Source organism: Oceanobacillus manasiensis, assembly GCF_000724085.1.
Classification (GTDB): Bacteria; Bacillota; Bacilli; order Bacillales; family Amphibacillaceae; genus Oceanobacillus_B; species Oceanobacillus_B manasiensis.
This window is the reverse complement of the sequence record NZ_CCDL010000003.1, coordinates 130,159-149,512: the sequence shown is the minus strand read 5'-3', so window position 1 is coordinate 149,512 and position 19,354 is coordinate 130,159. Positions and strand designations below refer to the sequence as shown.

Below are 19,354 nucleotides of genomic sequence, written 5' to 3'. Positions count from 1 at the left end.
TACCGTTCCGGAAATACATTCGCTTTCCGCGGGCGGCTGGTGAGCCTCCTCGTGCTTTACAGCACTGTGGGGTCTCACCTATGCCTTTTAATCCCGCTGGAGTCTTCATGTATTTCCTCCACTTTATATAAGCTCTCACCTATTAACAACATAATAACCGGAATATGATTAGTGGAGAGACCATCATGTTCCGGTTTTTTCTTTAACTGTTCATGCTCAACTAGATTCGCTTGATAGTTCTAACACTACTTTACATCCTTTGTGGCGGAATAGTTTGTAAGGGAGGTCATTGGTTAATCCTGCTAAGCGTAGATAAATTCGCCCATCGCAATATGGGATGACTGGGTCCTTGATGTTGTCTTTTTTGAGGCGACAATGGCAATTTTGATGTTGCCGATGACAATCCGAGCAACGTCGTTGATGTTTTTTGTTATCGCATGTTTTCTCAAGGTCTACATTGTCTAGGCACTTGTTTCTACAATGTGGATCTACCCACTTAATATTCGTAATCCATTTTGTTAACACTCTAATCGTTGTATTATCACTTTGCTGCAAATCTACATAATCCATTCCAATCCTAGAGATTATTCCTTTTTGTTCATAGACACGGAGTGGGGTTGCACCTTGTCTAATTTTCATACTCAACCTCCTTTTCACACTTACTGTAAAGTATGAAATGGAGGGCTTTCTTGTTCATTAGAATACTTTTTTAACGTAAAAGGATTGGAGTCATTGTAGTCTCCAATCCTTTACTATTCCTCTCGATTGTTTGTAATGCCCTAAAAGAATCCGCCAATTATATTGTACAGTTTGATACATGTTAGGACGGTAAATAATAATTCACTAAGCGAAAGGACAATTTTCGAAAGTTTGTCACTTCTAAACGGATTGTCAATTTGCCTAGATATAAGAGATAGATAAGTGTTATAGTAAAAAAAGCATAAATAGTGCACCTAGAATTCCATAAAGGGTGATTAACGCAACAGGTTTACCAAATAAATGCAGTACTATCGGTGGGGAGGTTATCCAAAAAAGATAAAACTTGTAGGACTTTGTTTTGCTAACATCTTCTTGTCTCACTCCAGCGTGGCGAGTGGTTCGGATGAAATCAGTAAACTAATAAGAAGCACAATTCCACACCTCTAAAATTGACGTAAAGGAATAACAAAATAAGACCTAACTCATTAAGAGATAGGTCTCATTTTATACATTTTAAACCTTCACCAACATATTACCAACAAGTTCTAAATGGTGTTTAATTGAATAACGCTTTAGCATTCCTAGACCAGGATAGTTACCATTTTTATAACACTCTAATAATTCATTTATTCCTTCTGTATCAATTAATGCTGTTTCATTTTGGTTATACCAATCTATGAATTTATAAAGAGCTTCACCGAATTTACCCGCTTGGTCAGCCCGATTTTCATTTGAATCCGATACAAAATGCCTCACCCATAAATTCTTCGCTTCATCGGGATAAAGAATATGAAAAGCAACAGCTTTAGCACCGAATCCGCTTTCAGTATATTCTTCACCTACAATAGAATAATCAGAAAAACCTAAGAATCCTTCTTGTTCAAAATCTAAATGGTCTGAAGAAAACCACTCAACTTGATGATTCAGATATTCAGCGTTAGGTGTACGTTTTATAAAAGAATCTCTTAAGATGACTCCATTATTATTTGCAAATCTTCTCTTGAGGGGCTTTATGTCAGCAACAAAATTATACCTTGCTTCATTTTCAGCAAACATTACATCATAAGTATCTAAATGTCTTAAATCACTGTGAAAAACCGCTGTTTCCCGCAGAGTTCTTTCACATCTGTTAACAAGTTGGGGCAATTCTTCTATAGCTGCATTCGAGTTCAAGTAATAACCAATAGTCGCATTCTGTTCTCCCATAAGTTCTAAAATTTCTTCCATTAGTTCTTCATTGTCATTTAAATCGTCCACAAATGTTCCTACACTGGGATTCATTATCATAATCAATTTTCGGTTATCATCAAGTAATCCCCTTACTGTACTCACCAACTGTGTAGAATATTTAACTGGCTCGATAACTGGTAATACTTCTCCTGACAAAACATTAGAATCTTTCAAATCTCTTAGTGCAAATAACTCGTGCTGTTTACCTCGTAAAAACGGAAAATACATTTAAATGCCCCCTTGTAAATTATTTAAGAGCCTTTCAAATTTTTCACGATTTAAATGTGATTGGTAAACTAGCCATCTTAATTCCAAAGGCACTCTCTTTAAATATTCTACATCAAATCTGTTTATCCTTCTTAAAATCTCCTTAAATACTAGTTTTTGGGATTTTTCTAATTCTAATTGTTTATACACGTCTAAGTATGCCGAATATCTGAAGATAGGTTTTACCTCTGGAACTTCTTTGAATTGATTTTCAATTAAGTCCTCATACTCTTCCTTCCTTAAAAGCCTGAAAAGATTTTCATGTTTCAATTTGCTGACGTCATCTTTTGCAAACTTTCTAATACTAATAGTGTTCCTCTTGGTTAATACCATAATTCCTACACTTGTATTTTTAACTAAGCGGTACACTTGATAATAGTAGTTCTCCGAAGTTAGTACATACACTAAAGAAAAGACTTTATAATAATCTTCAATTTGATATATCAATTTGTCTAATGTGTCTAAGTCGGTTTTAATCTCTACAACAAAAGACTTTTTCTTATTAATTATTGCAAAATCTGCCTTTGAATTGTCGATCTCAAATTCACTTAATGCAACTGTTGTATTTAAACTATACCTCCCTAAAACACACTTGTTGAAAAGAGTATTTTTATAGAAGAACTCATTCCTATAAGAAAATGCCATTTCTTTATATAAGCTTTTGGAATTAACTAATTGTTTCGATACTTTCTCATCGATATCTTTTTCAATTAGCTTTGTAATTGTTTTTTTATTAAACCAATCATTAAATTTTGCATTTTCCATCTAACCACTCTTTTCTTTTATGTTATTCATGTTTACTTTTTTCATATTTTTTAATTATTTTATAAAAAGAGTTCTTTTTTAATTGTAATATAGTAGCAAATTGAACTCCTGTAATTATTTTGTCCCTCCACGCTTGATAGTTTTTTTCCAAGTCCATTCTTTGTTTCTTGCTCAGTGTATCTAACTCTAGTTTGGGTCTTCCTAAATGCCTTCCACTTGCTTTTGCATCTGCTATACCTTCTGCTTGTCGTTTTCTAATATTTTCTCGCTCCCGCTCAGCAACAAATGACAATACTTGCAGTACCAACTCACTAACAAACGTACCTAATTGGTCTTTATATTTTGTAGTATCTAGCAATGGCATATCTAAGACTTTTATTTCTGCCTTAATATCTTGAGTAATTTCTTCCCATTCTTTCTTAATTTCCTTAGAGCTACTACCAAATCTGTCTATAGATTTTATATATAGTAAATCACCTTCTCGCAAGCATTGTTTTAGAGCTTGATATTGCGGTCTGTTAAAATCCTTACCGCTTTGTTTATCCATGAAAATGTCACATTCATTTATTCCCAATTTCTGAATTTCTTTCAGCTGTCTAGCTTCATTTTGATCACTGCTAGATACACTTAGATATGCAAAAGTCTTATTACTCATAATTAATCCGCTCCATTAGGCATGTTGTATGTTAATCATATCCATTTAGTTTGTAAATGTATATAATAGTTTATAAACGTTTTTAAATATTACTCATACCTTTATAAAAATTTGTAACTGCTAAACTAAATTGAACTGTTTTTGCTCGTTAGAACTGAACACTTTCTACTCAAATCAACGCCCATCAGTTAGACTTAATTAGTAAACTACATGTTGGAGGGCTGGGAAGGTGTCTTAATTAGAAGTGATTGTATAAGTGCATCAATTGAAGAAGCATGGTTTTAAAATTGCTGCTATAGCTAGAAAATGTAATCTATCGCGAACAACTGTGTATGATTATTTGGAAAGAGATTTTGAAGAAGTTTATAAGTGGGTGGAGGAAATGAAAACGAGAAAGCGAAAATTAACCTTCATCAGGACCAGATTCTAAGTTGATTAAAGGAACATCCTGATCTGGACTATAGTCATAAACACTACCACGAACATTATCATCGATATCATCTTCAGTAGGATCTACGGGAGGTTCGATCGTTTCCTTGAATTCAACGTTAAACCCTAAGACGTTTTTATCCGCAATAGCTTCTTTAATGGTATATGCATGTAGATGTTCACCAAAGATTTCTCGTGTTTCAGGGAATTTTGGTGTACCGGTATAACCAACCCAAGCAGAATTAGGAATAGCTTTTCGGATTGTTTCGAGCATACCTTCCGTCATATTGCTTAACCCTCTCTGTAAAATTCCACCACTCTTTCTGCGTAAAAGTAGGCCCCCGGGGGTCAAAAAATCCCCCGAACATAAGTCCGAGGGAACATAAAACACACTTCAATTTTCACCTAAAGTCTGCTAAACCTATTGATACCAAGCTATTTTAACTCTATCAACGCCACGCACTCGACGTGTGTTGAGTACTGTTAGTAGACAATAAATAAGAGTATTGGAATTCACCTAACTAACTTTTATTGTGAATATTGTTCTTTAATAAAATACATTTCACCCTCAATCATCTAACGTAGGGCCCTACTGTTCTCGTTCAAAAGGGAACACAGCAATAATTGTAGCTTTAGCTGCAAACAGATTCATTAAATTTAACTAATAAAGAGATATTTGGGCTTTACAATCTCATTTTTACTGATTGAACTTTTTTTTAATTCGTCCAGATAATTATCATATGTATAGTCAATAGAATTTAAGATTTCTGTTATTCTATAGTGTGGATTCTCACACATATAATAAATAACTAAACCTATTAAATTGTTGTTGTATTTATATAATCTTAATGCCTTGCAATTTAAATCTGTCTTGGTTTCTCGTCCTGAGTGAATTAACATATTTCTCGCTCTATATATCCGAACTAAATCATAATTGATTTCTTTATTCCTAAGTTCTATTTGTTTTGCTAACTCTTTAGGTTTCTCAAGATATAAACCTATCTCAGCAATCTCTTTCGAGAGTATTGCACTGAATTCTAATTCTGAAATGAGTGATTTACCTTTTTGTGAGATGAACTGTATTAGCTTATTTAAATCGTATTGATAATTATCATCCTTTTTTTTGCATTGAAGAAATTCGTTAACGATAGGGATATCTCTATTTCTTTGATCGTAAATGTGACTCCAAAATACATTTATTTTGTCTTTAAGGAAATATAAACTTACCACTTTAGGAACTATATCTTTTACTTTGGAAATTATACTTCCCCCAGATTCTTTAAATGTAAGCATGTATTCTAGTACCGCCCATAAATTGATTATTTTATTTTCTTGTGATTGAGTTATTTGGCTTTTAATTATGTTTAATGCCCTTTGAATATTGAAAACTTCTTGCGAATTTATATTCTCAGTGAATACCTTCTCTCTGTAACGTATAAAATCCTTAACATCTTGTATCTCTCGATTCTCAGTATTATCAAACAATATCTCTGCGTCATGAGATATCTGATCTTCTTTTATCCTGATATTTTCAAATGTTCCATCTGGTTTGGCACAAATAATTCTATCCATAAACAACTTCATATCTGATAAAGAAACATAATTAATCATTTGAAAATAAGAATTGATTGAATTTAATATGTTATCAAGTCCTTTATAATAATCCTTTGTCTGAATTTCAATGTTACAAATGTTGTATCCTTTAGCATTTTGTAAAAAGGTCTTATTCTCAACTGATTTTAGACCTTTCTCATCTACTTTAGATAATGTAAGATTGAAATCAATATTCAACTTATTTTCTACGAAATACTTGTTCTCTAACACATTAATGTAGTAAACAAATTTTTTATCCTCTTGCTTTAATTGCGCAAACATATTTAACACATTATTTATATTAGGCTCGTCAATATTCATTCTACCGAGGTTGCTATTATACCAGGAGTTTAAATATTTCAAAGAATAGCCGTCATATAATAATTCATTTATAATGAAGTGAATTGCTTTCTCTACTTGACTAAATCTAGTATATTTCTTTACTTGCTCAACTATTTGAGAATAGATATTAGCCCTATCTATTTTTTTAATGAGTGAATTACACAAAGTGAATACTTGAGAATAAAATAAAAAATTTTCTTTTTTATTTTCTAATTGATGTACAAGTAAACCTAACTCCTTGCTGTAGGGACTGTCCTCATATAAAATATTACTTTTAATGTAATAAACCATGGCTTCCAGATGTTCATTTCTAGCATTACTTAGTTTATCCAATTGAAGGTTTGTATTTATATCCTCATGGATTTCGATATAATCAATGAGTAACTCTCTGATACTAGGCATAAATATTTTCGACAATGACTTATTGTCATTCTTTATGTAATATTTAAATCCGTTTATAAAATATTTCTTGGCATTGAAAGCTTCGGACAATTTAAACAATCCTTTCTTTATCCATATAAATAATTCAGAACCCATTGGCATAATATAAGAACAGAAAAGAGTACTTCTCTCTTCTGAAATGGATCACTTCGGTGATTCCCCCAGAAGATGCCAGTGCTCTTTTTATTATAGATTAAATCCTTATTGATTTGAATTAATGTTTACTCATATTTGCGTTTGACAGAGATATATGTTTATGTTATGTTAATAACATAAACAACTTGAGAAAATGAGCGCTTCTCTCCTTTGAAATGGGTCACTTCGGTGATTCCCCCATTGGATGTTAGCTCTCTTAATATTATAAAAAACACCTCTTGTTATAGGTTAACTATAAACAAGAGGTGTTTTTATATTCAAAGCAAAACAACTTTTCAACGATAAAAGATAAATTAATTGAGAGTCATTAAACAACTATCTTATAAATTTCTAAAGATCAGACATATTTTTTAGTATCTTAATTTAACATGGTCCTATATATGATTACCTTCACCACTTTAAGTATCACAGCATTTTTTGTACTTCTTCCCACTTTCACAAGGTGGATAGGCTACACTAAGTTGGACAGATAAAATGAGGGCCTGTAAACTTAGACTATAACTTAAGGGAGCGTGACTACGATGACACGTCAACGTCGAACTTTTACACCCGAATTTAAACTGCAATTAGTGAAGCTTTATGAAAATGGTAAACCGCGTGCAGATATTGCGAGAGAGTATGATATCACGCCTACTGCGTTAGATCGCTGGATTAAAAATCATCAAGAAACAGGTTCATTTGCCGCCAAAGATAATCGTTCTGAAGAAGAGAATGAACTAGCTCGGTTACGTAAGGAAAATCAACGTCTCATGATGGAAAATGATATTTTAAAGCAAGCAGCGCTGATCATGGGACGAAAATAGATGTGATTCGAAATAACGCTCACATTTATTCGATATTAGCAATGTGTGACGTCCTCCAGATTCCTAAAAGTACGTATTACTATCATGCCAATTCACACGGCCGACGTGTGCTTAAAATGGAAGATAAAGAGATTTCTCAAGAGATCTCCCGAATTTTTAAAGAAAGCCGAAACAATTATGGCACGCGCAAAATAAAGAAAGAATTAAGTAGATTATCACAGCCTAAACACGTATCACGGCGTCGAATTGGCCGTCTAATGAATGAACTTGGGCTTGTATCAAACTATACCGTAGCCCAGTACAAACCGCATAAAACATCAAGTAATGAAGCGTTGATAAAAAACGAATTACAACGTCAATATGAACAAGACAAGCCGTTGGCTGTCATCGTGAGTGATTTAACGTATGTCCGCGTTGGAACAAGATGGCATTACGTATGCTTATTTGTGGATCTTTTTAACCGTGAAATCATTGGCCGTAGTGCGGGTGCTAATAAAAATGCAGAGCTTGTCTATCAAGCTTTATCGAGCATCAAAGGTAACTTGAACGACGTTCAAATGTTCCATACAGATCGTGGGAAAGAGTTTGATAATAAGCTTATTTCGGAAGCACTTGAAACATTTGGCATCCAAAGATCGCTGAGCATGAAAGGGTGCCCTTATGATAATGCCGTGGCTGAGGCGATGTTTAAGGTATTCAAAACAGAATTCGCTAACAGTGCCCATTTCTATTCTCTTGAACAGCTCGCTATTGAACTGGATGATTATGTGCATTGGTTTAATAACATTCGAATTCACGGAACGTTAGACTATGTAACACCGATGGTATTCAAACAACAGCCACTATAAATTTGGTCCAGTTTAGTGTTGACATACCAGAAAGATACCTCCCATTAAGAAAGCATGTAATTTTAGTTATATGAGTGCCCACTCATAATTGATTTCTTATCGTAGCAAAAATCAACATTATTAAGTTGATGATTAATCAAGTATGGATTTCTATTAAAGGTTGATCTTCCTTGTTCAGAAATTAAATAAAGATTTTTCTTTGCCCTAGAACCAATTACGTAAAGTAATCTGTTAGAAGCTGAAATTTGCTCATGTGAAGGTTTACCAATAATTTCGTTCCAGTGCGGAACATAGCCCCATAAAAGGCCGAATGCAATTACTGTTTCAAACTCCTCACCTTTTACACCATGACATGAATTAATTACTACCCCTTTGGACGGTTCCATCATACTTCTAAAATAATGAATATCATTTGGAATACCCTCAAACTCTTCAAGCATGTATCTCTCCTGAATTCCACTAAAAAATGAGTTCCATTGCTTCATTAGTTTTTCATGATTATAGATATCAATTTCTAATTTTATAAATAATGAAGAAAATGCTTTTTCTAAATATAGGATACCATCTTGTTCATCTATATAAATACCGTTTACTAATTTTAAAAACTTCCTACAATCATCATTTTCAATTGAGAACGCCGAACCAGTATATAAGTTTAGACTATCAATTACTTGTTTACTCCATCTTAAACGACTCATATACAAATCTGGAGACGGCGAAGATAAAAACAGCCTTGATAACTTAAAAAAGAAATTGTCAGCGTTACGTGGTAATGGGGTTAACCCAGGAGCTTCAAACGGAACATTTGGTAATAGTGACTTTAATTTCTTTGAAATGGACGTTAAAAACACCCACCTAGGTGCGATGATACATATTTCACTTGGTTTTACTCCTTCTTTTAAATTCATGTCAACTATTTTAGCAATTTCTTGGTACAATTGATTCTCGTTAATAGTTTTATTTAAAACAATTGCCCCTTGATCCTCCGCATAACTAGCTAGTGAGTCAATGTATAACCCTGTGGATTGAAAGTTACTAAAAAAATCCACTATTCTTTGAGTAGACCGATAATTACCACTTAATTCTAGCTCGTTAACTCTACTCCCTATTTCTTCTTCAATTTCATACTTATTTTTAGCTATCCCCCCTAATGAACTGTAAATTGCCTGATCAGGATCTCCCACAAGAAACAGCTGGCTCATACCATTCTTTGCTCTGATAATTTCGCCTAGGATAGCATATTGTAAATCTTGCGTATCTTGAAACTCATCCACAAAAATATAAGAAAATAAGCTTGATAGTTGTTTACTAACTTTGGAATTCTCTTTTATAAATATATATGAATAGTATAATAACAAATCAAAGTCTATAAATTTTTCTTTAAGTAGTTTACTATGAAATTCTTTTGCCAAATTGTTTATAGGAGCTTTGCTATTACTATACTTTCCGTACCTATTTAGATTGGTTCTAACACTTTTATAACGTGGTATTGAATGTTGGGCTTTTAATTGATTTAACAAATTAATCGTCATGAATTCATCAATAACTTGGAAACCGTCTTTTAAATCCTTTATATAACCCGCGTATGGTTTCAAAATCCATTGATAACAAAATGAATGAATAGTTCCGGACCATAATTGTTCTGTAGAAATACCAAGTTCATCTATTCGTTTTTGAACTTCTTCTGCAGCTCGATTAGTATATGTTAATGCAATTACATATTTTTTCCTTGTATTCATTTTTTCTAATTCATAAGCAATTTTTCTTGTTAATACCCTAGTTTTCCCACTGCCTGGGCAAGCGATTACTAAAGTATTACCCTGACCTTTAACTGCTCTTTTTTGCTGATCACTTAATCCCTCTAACACCCCTCACATCTCCTCACTTAATAATTTGTAAAAAGATAAAAATTGATCATTAGATGCATGTTTTTCAAACAGTTCAACTAGTAAAGAAACTGTAATCTCATTTTCAGGTATTTTTACTAGCTCATTATGGATAGCAGTCAATTCAGAGTACTTTAATTCCGTACCTTTTTTCACGCGATATGTCCCCATTTTAATTAAATGTTTTATTCCCATGTGACTAGAAGCAAAGGAAATTGCATTTAAAATATAATTAGGAATATAAGTTTTAATAGATAAATGTTCTGCAACTAACAAAGCAAACCATCCTTTTCCAACAACATTATCTGCCAACCTTAGTATTTCTAGACCTTTAACAGAATCATCATCTGAGGTTAGCTTGTTTTTTGATTCTTCAATTGAATCCTCCTTTTTATATATCTGACTTAAACAATTTGTAATTTCCCATTCATTGCCTTCCAAAATAAAGTCAATTTCAAATGTATGCTCTGCGTAAAAAGTCTCTATAAAATCATTATCCTTACAATATTTATCCAGAGCTTCTTTTCTTTCTTGACCTTTCGTTTGGGAATTCCTGAATTTTTTATTTATTCCCTTATCTTTAGAAGAATCCTCTGCTAAGGGAAGAATGGATTTATCATGGTCTGTTATAATTGCACACTTTCTTCTTATCCTATCTTCATGGAATAAATTTGCAACATGAGTAAATACGGTGCTACTCACATTAACAACACTAACACCAATTTCATCAAGCAATAGTCCGGTTACTTCTTTAAACATTGCTGGTATTAAGATGGCTTCCGCATCTCCTTCAACTAATATAATCCCTTTCGCAAACAAAAGTGTACTTCTTATTGCATCAAGATAACGTTCTATACGGACACATTCTTGAACTGTCAAACCATTACTCGGATTGCATACATATGTACTGTTTCTTTCCTTGGACAATACATTAACAGAACTAATTTTGCTGGCTGATGAAATATGTGTTGAATGAGTTGATGTTATAACTTGTGTATTTTCAAACTGATACTTATCAAAGATTGTTTTCTGAACATGCGTATGTATATGCGCTTCTGGTTCTTCAATTAATAAAAAATGTGCAGCCTTTTCTTCAGTTGGTTGCTTGTATTCGTATTCAAGCAACTTAAGGGTTATATATATTAAGTTGGCACCACCAAGACTTAAATCTTCTAATTTCCCTTGATGTTGTAATTCCTCTCCATCATCAACCCATAAAGCCAATGACCCTAATAGTTTTGTTATCTCTTCTGGAAGCTCTGATTTTATACTAACTTTCGGTGCGTATGTATAACCTACGGTGTCATTTAACATAGTACTGACTCTATTCGCAAGTTGTTTTATTTCTCCTAGACCACTTATATAATCATTTAAATCACTCACTTTACTAGTTAGGTCTTTAGATTTTTCAACTTGTATATCATTTGCAGCACCTCTTAATAGATTTAACAAAGGACTCTGCCTTGTTTTTTTCATCTCTGCAGAAACATTTCTAAGTGCCTTAATAAAAGTACAAGCAATTTCATTTCGAATTAAAAAAATTTGAGAAGTTTGAATTCCTAATTGATCATTCGTCTCGTCCTCTGGATTAGGAAAAATTATATTTTCAAAATCACCTACAAAACTTTTGTAGATATCATCATTAGAGAAATCCGCTTTACTTCTAAAAGAATATACAACCTCATAATCATCAATCGTGATTGTTTCTAATATCCCGTTTAACATATCTTGATCTTTTCCCGGATTTTCCGATAACTCGTATAATTGCTTTCTTATTCTCTTCTTTGGTCGATAGTAATAGCAGTAAGAACCACTATTACTAAATTCGTCAATGTCCTCTAGCTTATGAGCCAACATACTGGCGCCCTCACTAGAATTCAATTCATCAAATTCAATCTTAATTATTATCCATTGTCCCTTCCACTGCTCAACTTCTCTATTAAAATCACTTTCTAAAAGCTTTGCAGCGTTTATGGACAAGTTGTTATCCAATAATAAGCGAATAGCATAAAAAGTATTCGTTTTACCAGCTCCATTCTCCCCAATAATCGTGTTTACGCCTTTGTTAAAATGAAATATACTGTTTTTAAAATTACGAAAGTTTCTTATGGTTAATTTGGAGATATACATAGATTTCACCTCGAAATAATAGAATTTTCCTAATATTTTATATCCATATCTTAACATTTTACGTTTGAATAGTATAATGATTAAAACTTTTTATTACTTATTAATGGAGTCATACATAAGCGTGTAACAATGACCGGTTTAATGGATTAGATTATTACCCCAAAATAAATGAACAAATTACCCTCAATTTGCAGAAACACAAATTAAGTACTTACTTCTTATAATAGGCTACTTTAACAATCTACAAATCCACTCTAGAAGCTAAAGCGGATAAGCTTAACGATATACTAGACGTATTTGTTACCCTTTTTGATACAGTAATTAAAAGAGGCGGTACAAAATAACCCTCCTCTCTTAATCGCTAAATATGAAATTAATATTTTAGATAGTAGTATAATGTTAACTAACCTATCTAACGTGCTACCTGTGTAGTGCAAAATAGAAGTACAGAGATGTGCAACCAAAACGTACATAACTCTGCACTTCTTTTTTAGATAAAAAAAAGCCTTGCCAGCCATCCAAAATAACTCTACTGTAGTTGGTGTCGAATCAAAACAGTGGAGGTCGAGAGGATTGCTAGCAATGACTAAGATTAATCATATCAAAACTTTAAGAAATCATGAAGACATATCTATAAATAAAATTGCCCAAAGGGCTCAAGTGAATTGGCGTACCGCCAAGAAATATGCGGACGAAGACCAGGTTCCCCAAGAGAAACAAGTAATGAGAAAAGGAATGATGTATGAAGAACATTGGGGAGAGATTGTCACGGACTGGCTTATTGAAGATCAAAAACTAAAGCCAAAACTGAGAAGGAGAAACAAGACCATTTTTCAAGAACTTCAAACGCATGGGTTTACTGGTTCCTATAGGACCGTTTCCTACTTCATAGCTGAATGGAAAGAGGGAAAAGGAAATTCAGATGACGTTAAAGATAAGAATAGTGAAAGACTAAATCACCCTCCGGCTGAAGCTCAAGTGGATTTTGGAATAACAGAAGCTGTGAAAGATGGAAAATTCATCGATGTCCACTGTTTAATAATGAGCCTGCCTTATAGTAATGCAGCTTTTACCATCCCTCTTCCAGGGGAAAACCAAGAATGCTTTTTATATGGGTTAAAGAAAAGCTTTGAACTACTGGGTGGCGTACCACGAAAGCTTAGAATTGATAACTTGAAAGCCGCCGTAATAAAAGCAAGGAATAAGGATGGCGAAGCCATTTTTACAGATGAGTTTCTTCAATTCGCTAATTTCTACCGTTTTGAAATCCAAGCATGTAATGTACGTAAGGGCAATGAGAAAGGACACGTTGAAAATAAAGTAGGGTATGTAAGATATAACTTTGTAACTCCTTCTCCAGTCATAGAAAGCTATGAAGATCTAACTACTATTTTAAGTGAAAAACTGGCACAGGATCGGCAACGCATTCATTACGCAAAGGAAGTTCGTATTCAAGAACTACTTGATGAAGAATTGAATCATGCCTTAGCTCTTCCGGAGGAAGATTATCCGATTTTCAAAGAAACGAAAGTAACAGCTAACAAGTATGGAGAAATCACTATAGACAGTATGAAAGAACATATTCCAAAAGGATATAATTTCAGTTATCTTCATTTGATACTCTATTGGGATAGATATAAAGTGGTATCTCCTTACGGAGAGATTCTCCATTCAGACTATCGGCCATATATGAACAAAAACCGAAATATACCTTGGCTTTCCATTATGAGAGCCTGGGCTTCTAAACCAAGATCGGTTCCTTACTCAAGATATAATCCATATTTGCCTGGCCGAATAGCAGCTTATCTAAGCATAGAGCCTCTTACATTAAGGAAAGAGCGTCTACATTGGTTAATCAACTTATTAATTCAGTATGATATGGAAGAGGTTAATGACAAGTTTTATGATCTTCTACAACAACAACCAGAAAGAACCTTTGATTCTACTTCTCACCCGTATGACGTTGATTGGTCTAAATACGACCTACTACAACCAGTTGCGCAAGAGGATGGGGAGCAACGAGTATGAATATAAAAGAGATGTGTAAAAGTCTACGCCTAGCCTATGTAGCCGATATTTATGAAAAAATCCCGTTTGAAAATCAAACGCAATACTTGGAAACATTATTCCAAAGAGAATTTGAATTGAGAGAGGAAGCAAAAGCTGAACGTCTTATAAAAAAAGCAAAATTCTCCAATCACAAAAGTCTTGCAGACTTTCAATGGGGAGATCAGATAAGATTTCCCCCTCAGGTCGACCGTACTGAATTGAAAGAACTTCACTTTATATCTAAGAAAGAGAATGTCGTTCTTTCCGGTTCCCCAGGTACAGGAAAGACTCATTTAGCGACAGGGTTAGGCCGTGAGGCGTGCAAGAAAGGATATGAGGTGCGGTTCTATCGGGTATCCGATCTAGTTGATACGTTAGAAAGAATGTGGAGAGAAGGAAAGCTTCACCAGTTTAGGAATCGTTTTAAAAAAGTAGATCTTATCATCTTAGATGAAATGGAGTACATTCCATTCAGCAAAGAAGGAGCGGAGCTTCTATTTCAACTGATCACCGATTGGTATGAGCAAAAAAGCATCATCATCACTTCAAATTTGGAATTTAGTCAGTGGAATCGGATATTCGTGGACTCGAGGCTTACAGCTGCTTTAGTTGATCGCGTTATACATCACGCTCATGTACTTACCTTTACAGGAGACAGCTACCGTGTAAGCCACGCATTATCAAGACAAAATTAATTGAAAGTACCGGCTGGCAAGCTTATGTATTTTTTATTGCATTATTATGTACTTTTCTATTGCAAAACACACTACCCATTTTTCATCATAATGAAGGACTATCTATAATAAGAGTTATTATATTAATTATCGTGTGTGACTACTATCTTAAATTAAATGCATTAAATTATTATAACGAAAAAATCCCTTTATTATAAAGATCTATCTCCTTCTTTGCCCACGCTTCAATAACCTTAGCTTTTGATAGACTCTTTTTTATATTTATCCGTTCAGCTTGACTAATTACTTTTGCAACAGACTTTCTGACCCGAATGTAATCTTTAAGAAGTACAGTCATGTATAAAATAGAAGTATATATACATAAATTAAAAATGGCTACACTGGAAAATGTCCCTCCTGAAGATAGATGAGGATTTACACCAAAAGGCAAAGAATGCATTTCGTTTGATAAAATATCATAAATACCTTGTTCCAAAGATGGAGCTAAGGGAGTGATTCTTCTTTCAATTCTATTTAGAAAAATAAATTTTCTTCCCTTATTAATTTCTTTTTTCTCTTCCTTGCTCAGTTGTTGGTAAAAAATATTTTCACTTAGTGATCGGTATGTCTCTTCAGCTAAAAAATCATTCCAAGAATTCACATTATCTTCGTGTTTATAATGATTAATTTTATTTATAGTATTACGTACGGTTTTGTTTCTATGATGCGACCAGCACCACTCCCTAAATTCTCTCTCCTCTTTACTGATTCCATATTCAGTTAAATAGTTTGTTGTTCTTGAAAGATCAATTAGATTTCTTACTCCACTAGCAATCATTCCATCATCTACAGTGACAAACCCTTCTTTTTCATGGTATTCTAGCAACCTCACAATAGTGTTAAATACACTTACAGTTTTCCTTATAATCCCCTCCAAATAAAAAGTTCTTATAGTAGTTGCCGGAACTTTATTTTCTAATAACTTTTCACCTATTTTTGCTAATTCAACCATTTCACCGATCCTACTCACCGAATAACTCCCTTAAAATAATTTTTCATTGCCTGACTTAGTTAATTCTGACTTAGAAATAAATTATTTTACTTCTATACTTTTTTAAATGAGCTAAATTAAAGTTCTTCTTAACTCTTCAGTAAATTCACACCTGAATCTAGCTTACAGAAGTGGAGATATAAAAATATCAACATCTTGAAGGTTATGGCGTTATCTAGAAACTTCTACTACCCAATCCCTAATAATCGGTTTAATATCCTTCTCAGCCCAAAAAGTAAAGCTTTCTTTTAAACCAAATTCTTTCACTGAATACTTCACAAAATCTTTTCCTACTAGATATCCAAGTCGATTAAGTCCAAATTTTTTTCCCCCTCTAAGGCGAAACCACTCTCTCTGCTTCCATTGACCATTCTAATAAATCATTTTTAAAACTTGTCATTATTTCATTATAATTATTTTTATATAATGTGATCCATTCTTCACCTGACTCATTAAATGACAAATACACCCGTTCAGGTAACCTAGGATTTATCACTTCAGAGAGATACGTAGCGGCACCCTCTAAATATAAGGATGTATATCCATCTAAAGCGAATTTTGAGAAATCGAATCCTACCCTTTTAAGCAATTCATAATGAAAAGTGTGGACCATTTCGTGTGCTACTAATACTTTTAAATATTTACTTTCGTCTGTTAAGGTTTCAACGGCAAAGTGCATTGTACCATCATAGGTTACATAAGCGTTTGAACCAAAACCTCCTACAAGAATTCGAGCTTTTATACTCATTTGGATCCCCAATAATTTTGAAAGATCCTCATATACTTCCTGTAGAATTCCAGGCAATAGGTTAGCTGTTTGCTGCATTGCTTTATATTTCTCTGGGTATCTTTCAATTGCAGCATTTAATCTTTCAGGTGTACGTTGACAATGCGATTTAAAATAAGCTTCAAATACGTCCGGAAATTTATAATAGTAATTTTCAAGATTTTCGATAGTAAATTTTCCATTTTGATTCCATTCTTGAAAAAATTCACGTGATAAATCTTCTACTTCAATATTTTGGGTTTGATACATCTGCTATTTCCCCCTAAATAGGCAAACTCCTAACCTAAACTGAATATAAAAGAAAACTATAAGCCTGCTTTACGTTGTCAAGTATTTAATATTTGAAATCTTTATTTATTTTAACATAAATACCCAAAGAGGGATAAATTCCTCCAGATATTCCCTGTGAAAAAGCGACCAACCAGAAACAACTTGTTAAACCTATTCAATTTCCCAAAATAAAAACATTCGAAATATCCTACGGCCCCATATCACTTATTGCGTTTTACTTTCCTTTATTGAACATTTATAAACCGTGTCTCCAAAAGACCGAATGTCTTTGAGATAATCGTATCCTTCCGTTGAACCATAACGGTTAAACATTCTAACTGCTACTACGTTTTCCTCTGGGATAATGAGCAGCGCTACATTTGTGTAACCGAGTAATTGATAGGAACCTTTTGGAACTGTATCGCCTATTTGATTAAAGATATGGTTTGTGTCTTTTACAAACCATAAAAATCCGTTTTTGTGAATAAGAAGGCTTGGGTCAGGAGTCTGTATAGATGTTGCCATTTGAATGATTTCTCTAGGAATAATTTGCTTTCCTCCCCATTTCCCTTCTGTTAAATGAAGGTAGCCCAACATGGCAAGCTCTTTTGCAGACACATACATATTCATCCCGGAACCATCTACTACATCCGTCTCAGTCCAGAGATGGTTGTCTGCATCTCGAATAGTGCCAGCAATTTTTGAATGAGGCTGACTCATCTTAACCCATTCTGTCGATTCAAAGCCGACCGGCTCAATGACATGCTCTTTTACAATATCAGCAACAGACTTTCCCGTTGTTTTTTTGATAATCGTTGACAACAACTCAATACTGGGGCCTCTATATGCCCACGATTCTCCAGGTTTGTATTCACTTACTAGTTTGCCATCAGCTATTCTAAGTCCATGTGTGTGGGTTAATAAGTGACGAATGGTTACGCCTTCATATGCGGGTAAATAGGAGTCTTCTACAAAACATCGAATCGGATCATCAATGGAAAAGTAGCCATTATGTATAGCGTACGCAGCAGCAAAGCCGATATAAGACTTTCTGACAGATGCAATGTGGAATTGAGTGTCTGCTTTAACATCTCGAGCATGCTTAGCATTCGATTGTTTGCCAAAATATGATTCTATTACAACTTTATCGTTATGAATGATAAAAAGAGCTGCGCCACTGGAACCCAACATTTCGGCACTTTGTTTTACATGAGTATATACATCTTCAAACAAGTTTGAGTCATTATCTTGTAGTAACAATTTATTCACTCTCCTTTTTAAAAAAATGCCCCCAATATGATTGGAGGCACTGTGCAACATTATTGTTTTTAACCATTAAGGACACCAACACAAATTATCTCACTTATGTCACCTGTTTAGTTATTGAGAATGCAGCACATCCTAATAATTTTAGCAATATTTTGTTAATAGACCAAATACTACTTATAATCGCATGCTTTATTATTACATCCGTCAGCTTAACATTGGTAAAACATTTATAACAGGTTCTTCATAAGGATGAACCCTTTTAATTAGTCCTTTAACTTCTGCAATGTTACTCATTAAACACTTGAATTCCATTTTACATTCAGTCCCGAAGGAAATTTCATCTTTACTACCATTAAAAGGGCTACCATTAAAAGGATTTGCTTCTTCTAAAGGTCTCCAGTATCCTTTTACCACCGAATATGAAACAACATTATCGTAATCTCCCACAGTTAAAACGCCAATATCATTTAGCTGAATTCTTAACTCCACTATATATTCTTCTGGTAACAGCACTTCTACTTTTACAAATTCAAACTCCATTCAATCCCTCTATTTCGATTTTATTATTTCACTAAAGCATCCATTACTTTAACTTAAACATCCTAAATAATTCCTAATTCCTTTTGAATCTTATGCTTGTAATCAACATAACCCTGGTCAAAATTTGGATTTTCAGTTTCACATTTGCTCATTTTATAATCCCATTGCTTTATTTCATAACTGAAGATACCATTTTTGACAGTAGGGTCATTGTCAGCAAATGTAATAACCTCTTCTTCCGTTTCTGCATCGATAACTATTGCTCCTCCAGCTGAACCCCCAAATGGTCCAGCTAAAACTATATTCCCTTTATTATATTCAGTTTGAACATAAACAGCGTGTTCAGGCATGAACGGTTGATTATGTAACACAACTCCATCTCTCCACTTCTTTGATGGAGTTAACAATATTAGGTATCTCATATGTATTCCTCCTTTCTCTTTGAATTAAATAAATAGAATCGAGATAAC

17 protein-coding genes are annotated in these 19,354 nt (G+C 33.7%); 4 read left to right on the top strand and 13 right to left on the bottom strand.

Annotated features, from left to right (window positions below):
* Positions 1 to 216 precede the first annotated feature (216 nt).
* The 4 genes from BN985_RS14270 to BN985_RS14255 form a co-directional block, all read right to left on the bottom strand.
* Complete coding sequence (locus BN985_RS14270) at positions 217 to 639, bottom strand: hypothetical protein (protein ID WP_042224242.1); 423 nt, start codon at positions 637 to 639, stop codon at positions 217 to 219.
* Between the two features lie 573 nt (positions 640 to 1,212).
* On the bottom strand, positions 1,213 to 2,157 hold the full coding sequence (locus BN985_RS14265) for a sce7725 family protein (RefSeq protein ID WP_042224240.1): 945 nt from the start codon (positions 2,155 to 2,157) through the stop codon (positions 1,213 to 1,215).
* Positions 2,158 to 2,961, bottom strand: coding sequence for a sce7726 family protein (locus BN985_RS14260; RefSeq protein ID WP_042224239.1), 804 nt, complete (start codon positions 2,959 to 2,961; stop codon positions 2,158 to 2,160).
* A 22-nt stretch (positions 2,962 to 2,983) separates the two neighbouring features.
* Positions 2,984 to 3,616, bottom strand: a complete 633-nt coding sequence (locus BN985_RS14255) for a recombinase family protein (RefSeq protein ID WP_042224238.1) — start codon at positions 3,614 to 3,616, stop codon at positions 2,984 to 2,986.
* Between the two features lie 256 nt (positions 3,617 to 3,872).
* Between BN985_RS14255 and BN985_RS19585 the strand changes: the two genes are divergently transcribed.
* Complete coding sequence (locus BN985_RS19585; protein WP_084157566.1) at positions 3,873 to 4,046, top strand: terminase gpP N-terminus-related DNA-binding protein; 174 nt, start codon at positions 3,873 to 3,875, stop codon at positions 4,044 to 4,046.
* Here the strand turns inward: BN985_RS19585 and BN985_RS14245 are convergent.
* Together BN985_RS14245 and BN985_RS14240 are read right to left on the bottom strand one after the other, a co-directional pair.
* Positions 4,020 to 4,331 (bottom strand): hypothetical protein, encoded by a 312-nt coding sequence (locus BN985_RS14245; protein WP_042224237.1) that lies wholly within the window; start codon positions 4,329 to 4,331, stop codon positions 4,020 to 4,022. The two genes, BN985_RS19585 and BN985_RS14245, sit on opposite strands and share 27 nt — an antisense overlap.
* 371 nt (positions 4,332 to 4,702) lie before the next feature.
* A complete protein-coding gene (locus BN985_RS14240; protein WP_141231383.1) occupies positions 4,703 to 6,472 on the bottom strand; it encodes a hypothetical protein in 1,770 nt (589 codons plus the stop codon).
* A 626-nt stretch (positions 6,473 to 7,098) separates the two neighbouring features.
* Between BN985_RS14240 and BN985_RS14235 the strand changes: the two genes are divergently transcribed.
* Positions 7,099 to 8,228, top strand: a protein-coding gene (locus tag BN985_RS14235) for an IS3 family transposase (RefSeq protein ID WP_141231384.1) whose coding sequence is annotated in 2 segments (ribosomal slippage) — positions 7,099 to 7,345 and positions 7,345 to 8,228 — 1,131 coding nt in all. Because the reading frame shifts where the segments join, the coding sequence is not laid out codon by codon here.
* Between the two features lie 62 nt (positions 8,229 to 8,290).
* Here BN985_RS14235 and BN985_RS14230 read toward each other — a convergent pair.
* Both BN985_RS14230 and BN985_RS14225 read right to left on the bottom strand, forming a co-directional pair.
* Positions 8,291 to 10,096: a UvrD-helicase domain-containing protein gene (locus BN985_RS14230; RefSeq protein WP_042224232.1), complete on the bottom strand. Its 1,806-nt coding sequence runs from the start codon at positions 10,094 to 10,096 to the stop codon at positions 8,291 to 8,293.
* 3 nt (positions 10,097 to 10,099) lie between these two features.
* Complete coding sequence (locus tag BN985_RS14225; protein WP_052360703.1) at positions 10,100 to 12,244, bottom strand: AAA family ATPase; 2,145 nt, start codon at positions 12,242 to 12,244, stop codon at positions 10,100 to 10,102.
* 582 nt (positions 12,245 to 12,826) lie between these two features.
* Here BN985_RS14225 and istA point away from each other — a divergent pair.
* Both istA and istB read left to right on the top strand, forming a co-directional pair.
* Positions 12,827 to 14,272, top strand: coding sequence for an IS21 family transposase (gene istA / locus BN985_RS14220; RefSeq protein ID WP_232225537.1), 1,446 nt, complete (start codon positions 12,827 to 12,829; stop codon positions 14,270 to 14,272).
* Positions 14,269 to 14,988, top strand: a complete 720-nt coding sequence (gene istB, locus BN985_RS14215; protein WP_042224230.1) for an IS21-like element helper ATPase IstB — start codon at positions 14,269 to 14,271, stop codon at positions 14,986 to 14,988. Before istA ends, istB begins: the two co-directional genes overlap by 4 nt.
* A gap of 169 nt (positions 14,989 to 15,157) precedes the next feature.
* Here istB and BN985_RS14210 read toward each other — a convergent pair whose 3' ends face one another.
* The 5 genes from BN985_RS14210 to BN985_RS14190 all read right to left on the bottom strand — a co-directional run bounded on the left by BN985_RS14210 (position 15,158) and on the right by BN985_RS14190 (position 19,306).
* Positions 15,158 to 15,979: a hypothetical protein gene (locus BN985_RS14210; RefSeq protein ID WP_156960144.1), complete on the bottom strand. Its 822-nt coding sequence runs from the start codon at positions 15,977 to 15,979 to the stop codon at positions 15,158 to 15,160.
* Between the two features lie 373 nt (positions 15,980 to 16,352).
* Complete coding sequence (locus tag BN985_RS14205) at positions 16,353 to 17,054, bottom strand: DUF5700 domain-containing putative Zn-dependent protease (RefSeq protein ID WP_052360702.1); 702 nt, start codon at positions 17,052 to 17,054, stop codon at positions 16,353 to 16,355.
* Positions 17,055 to 17,300: 246 nt separating this feature from the next.
* Complete coding sequence (locus BN985_RS14200; protein WP_232225595.1) at positions 17,301 to 18,344, bottom strand: serine hydrolase domain-containing protein; 1,044 nt, start codon at positions 18,342 to 18,344, stop codon at positions 17,301 to 17,303.
* Between the two features lie 204 nt (positions 18,345 to 18,548).
* A complete protein-coding gene (locus BN985_RS14195) occupies positions 18,549 to 18,884 on the bottom strand; it encodes a cytochrome c biogenesis protein (protein ID WP_042224227.1) in 336 nt (111 codons plus the stop codon).
* Between the two features lie 62 nt (positions 18,885 to 18,946).
* Positions 18,947 to 19,306: a YciI family protein gene (locus tag BN985_RS14190; protein WP_042224226.1), complete on the bottom strand. Its 360-nt coding sequence runs from the start codon at positions 19,304 to 19,306 to the stop codon at positions 18,947 to 18,949.
* Positions 19,307 to 19,354 lie beyond the last annotated feature (48 nt).

Coding starts and splice junctions, on each gene's coding strand:
- BN985_RS14265 (WP_042224240.1), bottom strand. CDS start 2,157: ATGTATTTTCCGTTTTTACGAGGTAAACAGCACGAGTTATTTGCACTA.
- BN985_RS14255 (WP_042224238.1), bottom strand. CDS start 3,616: ATGAGTAATAAGACTTTTGCATATCTAAGTGTATCTAGCAGTGATCAA.
- BN985_RS14210 (WP_156960144.1), bottom strand. CDS start 15,979: ATGGTTGAATTAGCAAAAATAGGTGAAAAGTTATTAGAAAATAAAGTT.
- BN985_RS14245 (WP_042224237.1), bottom strand. CDS start 4,331: ATGACGGAAGGTATGCTCGAAACAATCCGAAAAGCTATTCCTAATTCT.
- BN985_RS14195 (WP_042224227.1), bottom strand. CDS start 18,884: ATGGAGTTTGAATTTGTAAAAGTAGAAGTGCTGTTACCAGAAGAATAT.
- BN985_RS14225 (WP_052360703.1), bottom strand. CDS start 12,244: ATGTATATCTCCAAATTAACCATAAGAAACTTTCGTAATTTTAAAAAC.
- istA (WP_232225537.1), top strand. CDS start 12,827: ATGACTAAGATTAATCATATCAAAACTTTAAGAAATCATGAAGACATA.
- BN985_RS14190 (WP_042224226.1), bottom strand. CDS start 19,306: ATGAGATACCTAATATTGTTAACTCCATCAAAGAAGTGGAGAGATGGA.
- BN985_RS14260 (WP_042224239.1), bottom strand. CDS start 2,961: ATGGAAAATGCAAAATTTAATGATTGGTTTAATAAAAAAACAATTACA.
- BN985_RS14205 (WP_052360702.1), bottom strand. CDS start 17,054: ATGTATCAAACCCAAAATATTGAAGTAGAAGATTTATCACGTGAATTT.
- BN985_RS14270 (WP_042224242.1), bottom strand. CDS start 639: ATGAAAATTAGACAAGGTGCAACCCCACTCCGTGTCTATGAACAAAAA.
- istB (WP_042224230.1), top strand. CDS start 14,269: ATGAATATAAAAGAGATGTGTAAAAGTCTACGCCTAGCCTATGTAGCC.